This window comes from Vibrio sp. B172a (assembly GCF_030248355.1).
GTDB classification, from domain to species: domain Bacteria; phylum Pseudomonadota; class Gammaproteobacteria; order Enterobacterales; family Vibrionaceae; genus Vibrio; species Vibrio owensii.
Genome location: NZ_JAHGAC010000026.1, coordinates 106,172 through 118,808 on the forward strand (window position 1 = coordinate 106,172; position 12,637 = coordinate 118,808).

Annotated in this window: 12 protein-coding genes; 3 read left to right on the forward strand and 9 right to left on the reverse strand. The window is 47.6% G+C overall.

Translation table 11 applies throughout. The features are described from left to right. Positions 1-42: 42 nt before the first annotated feature. The 5 genes from KIT90_RS21100 to KIT90_RS21120 all read right to left on the reverse strand — a co-directional run bounded on the left by KIT90_RS21100 (position 43) and on the right by KIT90_RS21120 (position 6,667). Entirely contained in the window at positions 43-1,794 is a 1,752-nt protein-coding gene (locus tag KIT90_RS21100) for an ABC transporter permease subunit (protein WP_373417710.1), read from the reverse strand. Between the two features lie 4 nt (positions 1,795-1,798). Then, positions 1,799-3,313 (reverse strand): ABC transporter substrate-binding protein, encoded by a 1,515-nt coding sequence (locus KIT90_RS21105; RefSeq protein ID WP_059678473.1) that lies wholly within the window; start codon positions 3,311-3,313, stop codon positions 1,799-1,801. After that, positions 3,303-4,151 carry an ABC transporter ATP-binding protein gene (locus KIT90_RS21110; protein WP_285378550.1) on the reverse strand — a complete coding sequence of 283 codons (849 nt, stop codon included), beginning with the start codon at positions 4,149-4,151 and terminating at the stop codon, positions 3,303-3,305. The genes KIT90_RS21105 and KIT90_RS21110 overlap by 11 nt, the downstream gene beginning before the upstream one ends. Positions 4,152-4,171: 20 nt before the next feature. Then, positions 4,172-4,933, reverse strand: a complete 762-nt coding sequence (locus KIT90_RS21115; RefSeq protein WP_285378552.1) for an ATP-binding cassette domain-containing protein — start codon at positions 4,931-4,933, stop codon at positions 4,172-4,174. Between the two features lie 429 nt (positions 4,934-5,362). Then, on the reverse strand, positions 5,363-6,667 hold the full coding sequence (locus KIT90_RS21120) for an MATE family efflux transporter (RefSeq protein ID WP_045397892.1): 1,305 nt from the start codon (positions 6,665-6,667) through the stop codon (positions 5,363-5,365). Between the two features lie 307 nt (positions 6,668-6,974). On the opposite strand from KIT90_RS21120, the gene KIT90_RS21125 reads away from it, so the two are divergent. Together KIT90_RS21125 and KIT90_RS21130 are read left to right on the forward strand one after the other, a co-directional pair. Continuing rightward, positions 6,975-7,640 carry a DUF1007 family protein gene (locus KIT90_RS21125; protein ID WP_285378554.1) on the forward strand — a complete coding sequence of 222 codons (666 nt, stop codon included), beginning with the start codon at positions 6,975-6,977 and terminating at the stop codon, positions 7,638-7,640. Then, complete coding sequence (locus KIT90_RS21130) at positions 7,640-8,509, forward strand: nickel/cobalt transporter (protein WP_285378556.1); 870 nt, start codon at positions 7,640-7,642, stop codon at positions 8,507-8,509. Before KIT90_RS21125 ends, KIT90_RS21130 begins: the two co-directional genes overlap by 1 nt. Before the next feature lie 80 nt (positions 8,510-8,589). Here KIT90_RS21130 and KIT90_RS21135 read toward each other — a convergent pair whose 3' ends face one another. Together KIT90_RS21135 and KIT90_RS21140 are read right to left on the reverse strand one after the other, a co-directional pair. Further along, the gene (locus KIT90_RS21135) at positions 8,590-8,913 is read right to left on the reverse strand and encodes a cupin domain-containing protein (RefSeq protein ID WP_285378558.1); all 324 of its coding nucleotides are present in this window, start codon (positions 8,911-8,913) and stop codon (positions 8,590-8,592) included. A 3-nt stretch (positions 8,914-8,916) separates the two neighbouring features. Beyond that, positions 8,917-9,723, reverse strand: coding sequence for a class I SAM-dependent methyltransferase (locus KIT90_RS21140; protein WP_285378560.1), 807 nt, complete (start codon positions 9,721-9,723; stop codon positions 8,917-8,919). A 212-nt stretch (positions 9,724-9,935) separates the two neighbouring features. Here KIT90_RS21140 and KIT90_RS21145 point away from each other — a divergent pair, with 212 nt between their 5' ends. Further along, entirely contained in the window at positions 9,936-10,622 is a 687-nt protein-coding gene (locus KIT90_RS21145) for a Crp/Fnr family transcriptional regulator (RefSeq protein WP_104027486.1), read from the forward strand. A 75-nt stretch (positions 10,623-10,697) separates the two neighbouring features. Here the strand turns inward: KIT90_RS21145 and KIT90_RS21150 are convergent, their stop codons facing one another. Both KIT90_RS21150 and KIT90_RS21155 read right to left on the reverse strand, forming a co-directional pair. After that, on the reverse strand, positions 10,698-11,033 hold the full coding sequence (locus KIT90_RS21150; protein WP_285378564.1) for a zinc ribbon domain-containing protein YjdM: 336 nt from the start codon (positions 11,031-11,033) through the stop codon (positions 10,698-10,700). A gap of 141 nt (positions 11,034-11,174) precedes the next feature. Beyond that, positions 11,175-12,602, reverse strand: a complete 1,428-nt coding sequence (locus tag KIT90_RS21155) for a 6-phospho-beta-glucosidase (RefSeq protein WP_285378566.1) — start codon at positions 12,600-12,602, stop codon at positions 11,175-11,177. Positions 12,603-12,637: the final 35 nt, after the last annotated feature.

Consider the following 12,637-nt stretch of genomic DNA (forward strand, 5'->3'; position numbering starts at 1 on the left):
CAATATCGCTATTGAGGCTGTTGGAAAGTTCACGAGTCCGGTTTAATCGTCGAACAACAAGTTGATTGCAATCGCCATCAAAACTAAGCCTGAGATTGGCAGTAAGACACCTAATGGCGAGCGCTCGATATAAGGCAGATTCTCTGCAATCAATAAGCCCCACTCAGGTTCTGGCGGCTTAACGCCAAGTCCGATAAAACTCAGAGACGTCAGGCTAAGCGTGATGTACGGCAAACGCAGAAACGCATGACGAATCAATGGCGGCAGCACATAAGGCAACAAGTAGTAACGGAGTACTCGCCACTGACTGGTTCCCCAAATGGGCGCAAGATGCGTGTAAGGCTGCGCTTTGGCTTCCATCAACAAGCTCGCACAGTGCGCCGCTAATGGTGCCCATGACACCATAACAATCGCAATCAAAGCGCTGTTTGGGTTCATCCCCGTTAGACCAGCAATCAGCAGACCAGCCACAATGTATGGCACACCTTTGGTGATCTCAATTAAGCCTTGGCTATAACGAGTCACGAAGCCGAGCAGCAAACCAATCACCAAACTTAGGAACGTTGCGATGATGCCCATTTTGATTGTCGACATCATACCGCCGCCAACACGAGCAAGCAGATCTCGCCCAACGGCATCAGCACCAAACGGGGCTGCTAAGCTTGGCGATTCTAGGCGGGTAAATTGGATGGTGTAAGGATCGCGCATTAACGCCCACCCCGCACAACCAATCAGCAAGGCAAAGATTGTGGCACTGACGATGCGTTTGGTGGTGTTTTGGGTAAAACGGAACGTACTGTGACTGCTGATCAGCTTGCCACTTGTGACACTGTGCCCGAGTAACCAGCGTTGCAATAAGATGCTCGCACTGCTGATCAACATCGAGAACACCAGCAACACCAACAAGCCACCTTGCAGCATCGGCAGATCTTGTGACTTCGCTGCGCCTAAGATCAATCGTCCGATACCCGGAATAGAAAACACTTGCTCCACAGCAACCGCGCCGCCGGTCAAACCAATCACCGTCATTGCGATTTGAGGAATCAAGTTACTAACGGCACGCCACAAGGCAAAGCGTAAGATTTGAAACTTATTGACGTTCGCCGATAGCCAAGTGATCACCCAAGGCTCATCTAGTACACGCTTGAGGCTGTCATTGAGCAAGCGCCCGAACAAGCCAGCAGCAGGCAATGCCATTGCCAAACTTGGTAGCCAGAGGTTTTGTACGCCTTGCCAACCATAAGGTGGGAACCAACCCAACCAGATGGAAAACACCATGATCAGCAATGAAGCAATCACGTATTCTGGCAGTGAGACCAGCACCGAACTGAGCGTGTCATGATGTTTGTCTAAACGATTCTGTTGCCAACGACGCACAGTGTAAAGCACGCTCGCCATGCACATTACAAATGCCATGCCTAGCGCTGTAAGCATAAGTAATAGCGACGTTTTTGCGGTTTGTTGAACGCTCTCCATCACGGATGCGCCACTCACCCAAGAGACACCTAAGTCACCTTGCATGGCAAGCGTCAACCAATCCCACAGTCGCTCAGCAGCGCTGCGGTCAAGTTGAAGATCTTCTCGAATGGCTTGCAGAGCTTCCGCCGTCAGCAATTGTTGAGCACCCGCACGGGCACGGAGGATTGATTGGCTTGGATCGATACCTGCAATATCCGGCATCAAACCCACCAGCACAACCACTACCCCGAGAGACAGGAAGCGCGACAAAAAACGCGTAAACCATTCAGGCATACAAGCGCTCCAACGAGAGCGCATGTTGGCAACAGACGACATCGAGTTAGTTCACCTCAGTAAACTGGTCGATCAGGCGACGCTCACGTGGGTCACGTTGTGCATTCTTCACGCGATCACTCTCACCTTGGATTACACGCTCGTGAAGCAGTGGAATCACAGCGTATTGCTCAAGGATTTTACTTTCTGCTTCGATGATCGCTTGTTGGCGTTTCTCACCCAATGGCTGACGGTCAGCGTGTTTCAATGCTGCGTCCACGTCTTCAGAGCAGAACTGACCTAGGTTGTAAGAACCTTTACAGCTAAAGTCACTTTGCATGTACGCCACTGGATCACCAGAATCCAGCACCGTTGCACGTGACAACAAGAACGCATCGAACTTACCTGCTAGTGCATCGTTTTCGATTTGTGCGTATTCACGAACGTCTAGTTCAACCACAAAGCCAGCCGCTTCAAGTTGTTGCTTTAGCAGCACCGCCACTTCTGGCAACTCAGCACGGTCGGTAAATGTACCTATGGTGATCTTCTCACCGTTCGCGTGGCGCATTTCCATGGTTTCCATACGAGGATTCGCATCACGAATTGGTTGAGCCCATGCCAATGCAGGACCTAACAAACCTTTCGCCGAATCGGCGTGGTTCTCGTAAACCGTTTTGATGATTTGCTCACGGTTAACCGCTTGAGCCGCTGCTTTACGCAAACCGAACTGGCTAAACACATCTGATTTATTGTTTAGGTAAAGCGTGTTGGTACGTGGCATTGCGACTTCGTGCAGCTGTGAAGATTCCATCATCGCGATTTGCGAAACAGGAACCGCTTCAACTACATCCGCCTCACCGGTACGCAGCGCTGCAGCACGAGCAAAACCGTTTGGTACGTATTCTGCAAAGATACTGTCTACTTTTGCTTTTTCGCCCCAGTAACCGTCAAAACGCTTCAGTTTCGCGCTGGTTGTACCGTTGATTTCTGTCAGAACGAATGGACCCGTACCCGCATTGATTGGCACAACACGACCGTTTTCTTGATATGCAGCACCAGAAAGGATCGCTAACTGTGGGCTAGATAGACGGCTTGGCAACAATGGATCGTTAAAGGTCGTTTTGATTTCAACAGTGAAGTCGTCCAGTGCGCGAACTTGCCATTCGATACCATCCAAAATGCGTGGCTTTGGTGCGGCATCTAATGCTTTTTGTAGAGAGTTCACAACCGCATTGGCATCAAGGTCAGAACCATCGTGGAATTTCACGCCCTTACGTACCGTAAATTGCCACGTCATCGGGTCAACTTGTTCCCACTCTGTTGCCAGCATAGGCTCTGCTACCGACTGATCGTTTAGGTTTACTAGCGTCTCTGCTGTGCTCCAACGTGACAGTTTGAACGCGTCATCTGAAAGTGGTGACAAACCTGTGCGTGGTGGTTGCATCATGGCAACGCGAATTTCCGTTGCTTGCGGTGCAGCTGCTTTTTCTGCTTCTGGCTTGCTTTCGCCAGAGTCAAAACAACCCGTCAGCAGTGCGCTTAAAGCCAGCGACAAAGCTAACTTGGGAGTACTAAGGTGCATAAGAAACCTCTCCAATGGTTTTTGTGAATTCATTACTTTTGTGTTGAGCGCTCATCAAGGCTCTCGTGATCAAGTGTGATGGGTTATTTGTCACGTTTTGTGCTGTGCCGTGCTCGACAACGCGTCCTTTGTCTAACACTAGGATTTCATCGCATAGGGTTTGTGCCGCATCGAGGTCATGTGTCACCAAAATCAGGCGCATCTGACGACTCTTTTGAATGCCTGCCAACAAGTCGAGAATCTGTTTACGACTGACGGGATCTAGGCTGCTGGTTGGCTCATCGGCAACCAACACGCAAGGTTCGACAATCAAAGCTCTGGCGATAGCCACACGTTGCGCTTGCCCAACTGATAATTGCTGCGGGTTGCGATCCAGCAATGTGAGATCCAAACCGACATCCGCCAAGACCTTTTCCACCTTCTCATTGAGCTCTTGCGTCAAACCAATGTTGCTTAGCGGCTCCAGTAAGATCTGGCGAACGGTGTAATAAGGATTCAAGCTCGATTGCGGCTCTTGCGGAATCAATTGAATGTGCTGACACAACTCTTGGCGCTGCTTAGCCGAGCTACGCGATAGCGGATAGCCACACACATACACTTCACCAGATGCAGGCTTACGAAGACCGAACAGAAGCTCAATCAAGGTCGATTTACCCGCACCAGAAGGACCAACAATCGCAATGTTCTTTGTGTCGATGGCAAGATCCAATTGTTCGAGCGCTTTGAACGGTTTGCCCCCTAACCAACTTGGTTTGGAGTAATAGTGAACACTGGCTTGCTCAAAGCGAACTTCCGCCGATTTAGGCTGCGTGTGCCCGCTCAAGTTGTGCTTAGTCAAAATAGGCTCCAGAGATGAGGTTAAGGCAGCAGTTGCGCAAGTTGTTGGCAGAAAGGATGCGAACTTTGCTGAATGGCTTGCCATGGTGCGCCATAAGCCACCATGGTGTTGTCTGCAATCACCAAGACTTTGTCACACGCCAAAGCCGCAGATAGATCGTGCGTGATCAACAAACCACTGATGTTGCGTTGCTGAACACTGCTGCGGAACAACTCAAGGATCTCCGCTTCGGTGATTGGATCGAGCGCACTGGTGGGCTCATCAGCGATGATCAAGTTGGCACTACCAAGCAACGCAATCGCAATACAAATACGCTGGCGCTGACCACCAGATAACTGGCTTGGATGCTGCGCTAATGCTGCTTTTGGATCCGCAAATCCGAGTTGAGACAACAAGGTCGTCACCGTGTCTCGGTTTGCTGAAGACAAGCGTGTTTTGTTGCCCGTCAATGCCAAACACAGTTGTTGTTCGACAGACGCCAATGGATTCAGAGCTTTAAGTGCATCTTGGAAAATGACCGCAGGACGCTGCGGTTGACTCCGTTGCAGCATGGCAGTTTGTGCGACTTCACTGCTGTTAAGCTGGATACTTCCGTCTACCCAAATATCAGATGGCAAAAAACCTGCGACGGCTTTCGACAACATGGATTTACCAATGCCGGAAGGTCCCATAATGGCAAGAACTTCACCTTGAAACAGCTCAAAAGAAATGTCTTTGAAGAGTGTGCGTTCTGAGTCTGTAAGGCTGAGATTATTAACGGAGAGTATTGGTTGAGAAATCACGACATCAAACTAAATGTAACAATATAACATAACGATAGTATCACGCAGGTCTGAGCAAGAAAACAACTCAGAGGGGTTATTTCATCACCTTTTTCACGCTTTTATCAGCAAGGGCAGATGGCTCCGCCCTTGTGATAAAAAATCGAAATAATCTATACCCAAGTGACCTCAAGATGCTGGATTCAGAGTGAGTCACTGATTCAAATTCAAGGAAAACGACGCAGCGGAATAGCGAGCTCTTTCCAAGTTGTTTGACGCAGAAGTTGCTTCAGAGACTCACTCCCAAAGGGCGAATTGCCTTGACCCGCATACTTTGTTGACGATTATTGATTTAGAGCCACTAGATCTTCAAATCGTCGCCGCGTCTGCAAGCCAAGGCATTTTCGCTGAACTAAGCATCTCGAGGTTACTTGGGTATAACAGCGTGAATTACTGACACTTTTGTTTGACTTGATCGAGGTACGGGAACAAGAAGACAAAGCGCCCAACGTAGAACAAAGTGAATGCCAGCCACAAACCGTGATTGCCCCAATATTGCACCGCAATAAATTGAGTCACTAAGAACAACACCATGGTTAGGAAGGTAGAATTACGAACTGGTCGCGTCGTCCCTGTGCCGGTAAAGATGCCGTAAAACGTAAGACCAAAACCAGCAACCAACGGGAATGCCAATAACCAAGGGCTCATGTCTAGATACAGCTCAACAAGGTTTGGCAAAGTGGTAAATAACGACACCACTTGGTGTTTGAACAGCACCAACAGCAAGGTCAATACAACAACGAACGCCGCAGTCCATTGCGTGTTTAGCTTAATCACGTTATCAAGCAATGTCGGATTCTTCTGCCCTACCGCTTTACCTGCAAAGACGCTCGACGCATTCGCTACACCATCGAACATGTAGCTGACGATGAAGGTCACTTGCATCAAAATTGCGTTCGCAGCGAGCACATCAGAGCCAAGCTGAGAGCCTACACGCGCCATCATGTTGAAGAACACCAATAGACACACAGTACGAAGCAGCAGATCCATATTGGAAGACGCGATAACTTTGAGATCTTTACGCGTCATTTTCGCGGTCTGAATGTAATCAAACAGCGGAAAGCGACAAGTTTTCAGCACCAGCACCGCACCAATAACAAACGTCGAGATTTGCGCGATAAGTGTCGCCACCGCAACACCAGCAATGCCCATATCGAAGTACAACACAAAGACGATATCCAGCACGATGTTCAGCACGTTACCAAACACCTGCGTGAACAAGGTTTCTTTGGCTTTCGCCTGCCCCATTAACCAACCAATCACGGTGTAGTTCAGCAGTACAAACGGCGCACCAAAGATCATGATATCGAAGTAAATCTTAGCGTTTTCGGCCACGACTGCATCAGGGGAGATAATCAGCTCTGCCCCCATCCAAATCACGGACTGCAACGCAATGAAAATCAAGCCAAGGCAGAGTGAAAGCACGAAAGGACGGAATAAGCTGCTCGCTTGATCTTCTGGGCTATTTTTACCTAATGCGATTGCACTTTGCCCAGTCGTACTGACGCGGAAAAAGCCAAACAGCCAATACAAGGTATTCATGATAACGGTGCCGATCGCCACACCACCAATCATCTCAGCCACACCGAGTTTACCGATCACCGCGGTATCCACCGCCCCCAATAATGGTTGGGTAACCGTAGAAACAATGAAAGGAAATGCGATTTTAAAATAGTCTTTATGAGTCAGATTCATGATTTGAAAAAGTTGGTTAGAAAAGTGCAGAACGCGTGAAGAGTCGGTTTAAGTCATCTTGCCACCGAACTGCATTCTATTTGTTTAATGGGCGCAAGTTAACCACAAAATGGGAAAAAGAATGAGAACGAAAATCAATAAAATAGTTAACCCATCGGCTTTATTGCCACCCTATGCATCTCAACAGGTAAACGGGTAAATCGTCGATAAATAACCACACTAACAGTAATGAACAATGTTCAAATGCTACTAATGTTATGTTATAACAATCGGAAATTTTCGCATCAATTTAATCATAGGTAATCGGATGTCCATTTTTGGATCGTTTTCTCTTTCTAGATTACGCCTAACTCTTACTGCTCTCTCACTGCTGTTTTCTTGTTTTGTCCACGCCCACCCTCATTCTTGGGTGACGATGGAAACCAAAATCAATATCAAAGAAGATAAGATTCAATCGCTCTCAATGAACTGGGAGTTTGACGCCATGACCACGGCTTACATGCTCGCGGGAGAGAAACTCACCGACGAAAATCGAGATGAAGTACTTTCGACACTCTCTAGTCAGGTGATTTACAACCTGTTATCAAGCCATTACTTCACCTACTTTTATGCCGACGATGAACCGATTCGCTACAAGATGGTGGAAGAAGGGTCTATCGAGATGAATGGTGCAAAAGCAACATTGAAGTTCAATCTTGAACTCGCTAAGCCCACCAGTATCTACACGCCTGATCTGCGTCTGCTTATCTTTGACCCAAGCTACTTCGTAGATATGAGTTGGGAACACAAGCATGCCATCACCATCAATGAGCCTTACGCTGATCGTTGTCATATCGACGTGGTTGAACCAAACCCAACACCAGAGCAAGTGACTTACGCGATGTCACTCTCTGTTGATGCAGACCCAGATAACGAACTCGGTCAGCTATTTACCCAAAAAGCCCTCTTCACCTGTGCTCCGGAGGAGAACTAATGGGAAACTCGCCAGTCTTCAAACGTGGTCTGTTCGCAGTGTTTAGCGTAATGCTACTAGCCATTACTCTGCATATTTGGAATCACTTCCCTGCTTACTGCATGCAGCTGATTCGGCTTCAACGTGACACCGTAAACTCGCTCAGTGAATACCTGATGCTCATAAGTCAAGGGCAACTGTTGTACGGTTGGTATTTGTTGGGTTTTAGCTTTCTGTATGGTTTGCTGCATTCGGTTGCTCCAGGACACGGTAAAACGGCAGCGACATCAATGAGCCTGATTCATGGATACCGTCGTCGACAAGCGCTTGTATTGGTCGCGATTATTGCCGCCTTGCAAGCAGCGAGCGCGTGCATTCTTTTCGTGATTACCGCCAAGATCGCCGAGCAGTTTGCTTTCAGCCTTTCCGATAATGTTCGTCTGCTAACGCAAGGTTGTGCGGTGTTTATTATCTTATTGGCGTTGAAAGAGTTTGCGTCTGTGGTTAAACGCCGTATCAAGCAAACACCCTCTCAAGAAGATGATGATTCCGAAGGCTCTAACGGCAATATTTCATGGAAAGCACTGCTGCTTATTGGCTTTCGCCCTTGTACTGGCGCGGTGCTGGTTCTGTTTCTCTCTAACATGTTAGGCAGCTTAATGTGGGGCATGATCGCGACATTCGTGATGGCTTTAGGAACAGCAATGACCAACTCGATATTGGTGTTCAACGCTTTAACGATTCAACGCCAAATGAAAAACCACAGCGCCAAACCTAATGCCAACCTGAGCGATACGCTTAACCTTGTTTTGGCAGTTACTATGGTGGCATCGGGTTTTATTCTCTATAACTTTGCCAGCGTGGCAGGATTGCAGAACTTCGTCAGATAAGTACCGACAGCAATAAACGCAAAAGCCCCAACACTTGGTTGGGGCTGAATTTACATTGATTTGTATTTCAATTCTGCGTGTTACTTAGGCTCGCGCAACAGGTAAAGCATTAACTTCAATGGCGTTTTTGCGATAATGCTGTGAGGCAAATGCGCGTCCATTAGCAACCAAGCGCCAGCTTTTAGTTCCTTCGCCTCTTCTTCTAATGTGAACGAACATTCTCCTTCGAGTATTTGTGCAATCGCTGGTACTGCTGCGGTATGTTCGCTCATTTCTTCACCTTCGGCGAAACCAAAGATAACACCTCGCAAACGCTCACTTTTGTACACAGGACAACTTGTGATACCTGCTTTGGGGATATCCACTTCGCTGGCGAGATCTTCATATAAGGTGTATTCAAACATGATTTAGCTTTCCTTCTTTCTTGCGACAAGCGTTATCGCAGATAGATTCTTTTCGTGTTTGCGGAAAATCTTAAGCATGCCTAACACACGCTTTCTCGCTTGCGGTTTAGTCAGTACGTTCTTCACGATTTTTAAGAACCCACTCAAGCCTTCATCAGCGATAACACGTTTTGGTTCGAGTAAATGCATTGGAGCAACAGCCTCAAATTCAACGACAAAACCATTCTCTTCCATCAGTGCTTTCCACTCTGCGGGAGTGATGGGTTTGGCGGGGTGTTGAATGGTCTCGGAAACTTCTCTTTGAATTGCGCGCTTTTTATCTTCATCGATAGTATCTGGCGTAATGCACAGTTCATGGATACCGTAACGACCATGAGTTGCGAGGATTCGAGCAGCCTCAGCAATAATTTCGTTTTTACGCGCATCGGATTGCATCGTCAGCATAGCTTCGCCATAAACCACAGAAGCGCATTCTGGCTCTAACCCTGTCTCTTGTGCATTCCCGACATAACAACCTTGGTTTGCACCCTGTAAGTAAGAGCGAACAATCTCCGCTGCCTGCTCATTTTGTTCGATAGCGGTGTAGCTTGCAGGGGATTTTTCCAAGCACAAACGTGCCGTGTAACCCATCCCAGGCGCGAATTCGACAACGCGGTCATCACGCGTAATCGCCAACCCTTGTAGCATTTTTTGTGTTAGTTCTTTGCCACCAGGACGCAGCACTTTCTTACCCAGTTGAGCGAGTACCCAGTGTCCCGGTGTTTTTGTCACTTCTCGCCCTTCATTGGGCATCGCTAATCGTTTAGACATAATGACTCCTAAGCAAAGATGGCGACGGGAACAAAAAGAACGACCAGACCGCACAAGGCAACCCATCGAAATACGTGGCTAATACCGTCCATAACTGTTCTCCTTTCTCAGGTTGGATAAGTTGGCACATCAATCAATAATGATTATTATTTGTATCTTATCCTCCAAGTCCGAATTTGCTGCTTGATAATTATCAAGCTAAGGAAAACAGCGTGCCCGGTTCTATTGTTTCGCTCCTTAACGAAGAAGAAAAAACGCAACTCTTTTCAAAACGCTCGCCTTTGCATTGCGATGCAGGACATCAACTGTTTGAACGTGGGGAACCTGCGGAAAATATGTATTTGGTCGAGAGAGGAAAAGTCTCGCTGTTTCGTTTGATGCCAAACGGCGACGAAAAGCTGTTTCGGGTGTTCATGGCGGGAGAAATGATTGCGGAAATGGCGATGTTTATGTCCCCAAGAACCTATCCGATGAGTGCCCGTGTCGATCAGGATACGGAGTTGTCTGTGTTCCACTACCAAGATGTGTTGACGGTGTTTACTCAGTCTCCACAGACTTCATTAAAAGTCATGAACTACATGACCAATCGCATCCACCAGCTGATGGATACCGTGAACATTTTGACGCAAGTAAACGCGAACCAAAGACTGGTGATGAAGCTGGCTGACTTCTATCGCGCTCAATCGAGAAGCGAAGGGAAAATCACGTTACCCGTGACGAAAAAGCTGCTTGCAACACAGCTAGGGATGACGCCAGAGACGCTTTCTAGAACGTTCAAAAAACTGAAAAACGATGGTTTTATTACTGAGTGCGAAAGTCATATCACGCTGCTAGATATTCCCGCCATGTGCGAAGCCGTGGAGTTAGCTCCAGAAATATTCCAGCAAGATTTAGCTTAAACGCCCTAAAACAAAAAAACAGCTCCTAGTGAGCTGTTTTTTATTGTTTCTGAAAGCGATATTCCAGAGCAGATCTTACGCTTTCTTCACAAACTGCGCCGTCACCATCATCTCGCCAGCGCCATCAACTTTGCAATCTAGCTGATGATCTTTGCCGTCTTTAATGCGACGAATCACCGCTTTGGTGCCGATCTTAAGTACCAGCGAACTGCCTTTTACTTTTAGGTCTTTCGCTAACGTGACCTTATCACCTTCTTGCAGCAACGTGCCGTTGGAATCTTTCACGTTTACGGCATCTTCGTCTGCCGCCTGAGTTGGGTTCCACTCATAAGCACATTCTGGGCAAACAAGCTGGTCTTGGTCTGGGTAAACGTATTCTGAGTTACAGTTTGGGCAAGGAGGTAGAGACATAAGTAATTACGAGCTAATGAATTTGCCGTTATGGTAAAGGGTATTGCTCACCTTATCGAGTAGATTTGTTAAAAAACGCCCTCACAGCCTAGCCTTCCCTCTTTGGAAAGGCATTTAAGATAAGGGCGCATTTCCTCTTGATTAAAGCTCTGTACCGTTAGACGCGATAACACGCTTATACCAGTGGAAAGACTTCTTCGGAGTGCGGTTTAGTGTGCCGTTGCCTAGGTTATCTCTGTCCACATAGATAAAGCCATAGCGCTTACTCATCTCACCTGTTGATGCCGCAACCAAATCGATACAACCCCATGGTGTAAAACCCATCAGCGGAACGCCATCGGTAATCGCATCGGCCATGGCTTCTACGTGTAGGCGCAGATAATCAATACGGTAATCATCTTGTACCTCGCCATTTTCATCCGGCACATCTTTCGCGCCCAGACCGTTTTCTACTAAGAACAATGGCTTTTGGTAGCGATCATAAAGGGTGTTCATAGTAATACGCAGGCCAAGCGGGTCAATCACCCACCCCCAATCACTAGCAGGCAAATGCGGGTTCCTAATCGACTTCACGACGTTGGCTTCACTGGTGTTATTGGCATTCATCTCTGCTGATGCACAACGTGAGGCGTAGTAACTGAATGAGATGAAATCGACCGTGTGTTTCAGCGTCTCGTAATCTTCTTCAAGAATCTCCAGCTTCACGCCTTTTTCATCAAACACTTTCTGCGCATAAGACGGGTAGTAGCCACGAGATTGAACATCAATAAAGAATAAGTTCTCACGATCTTTTTGCATCGCTGTGAACACATCTTCCGGCTTGCAGCTGTATGGGTAGAAGTTACCCCCCGCCAGCATACAACCTACTTGGTTTTCTGGATTGATCTCATGAGCAATCTTAGTCACTAGCGCGCTGGCAACAAGCTCATGGTGCGCGGCTTGATATTTCACTTGGTCGCGGTTTTCACCCTCTTGGAACAACAAACCCGCGCCAGAGAATGGGCTATGCAGAAGGATGTTGATTTCATTGAACGTCAGCCAGTATTTCACTAGCCCATCAAAGGCTTCAAAACAGGTTCTTGCATAGCGTTCAAAAAAGCCAATCATCTTTCGGTTTCGCCAAGAACCATATTCGTTCACTAGATGCATTGGCACATCGAAATGGCACAGCGTGACAAGCGGCTCAATACCGTACTTGTGGCACTCTTCGAATACGCTGCGGTAGAAATCAATGCCGGCTTGGTTTGGCTCTAATTCATCGCCTTTCGGGAAGATTCGGCTCCATGCGATCGACATGCGAAAGGTCTTAAACCCCATCTCCGCTAGAAGCGCGATATCTTCTTTATAACGGTGATAAAAGTCGATGGCTTGGTGGCTTGGGTAAAACTCTTCTTCGCTCAATTCCACCGAATCGACAAGGCCGAGTTTGATTGGCATTCGGTTCTCACCATAAGGGATCATATCCACGGTCGTGAGCCCTTTGCCGCCTTCTCGGTATCCACCCTCGGATTGGTTTGCTGCAATAGCCCCACCCCATAGGAAGTTTTCTGGAAACACAGATTTAGACATCTTATTTACCTCTTAACATAGAGCCACCAGCAAAG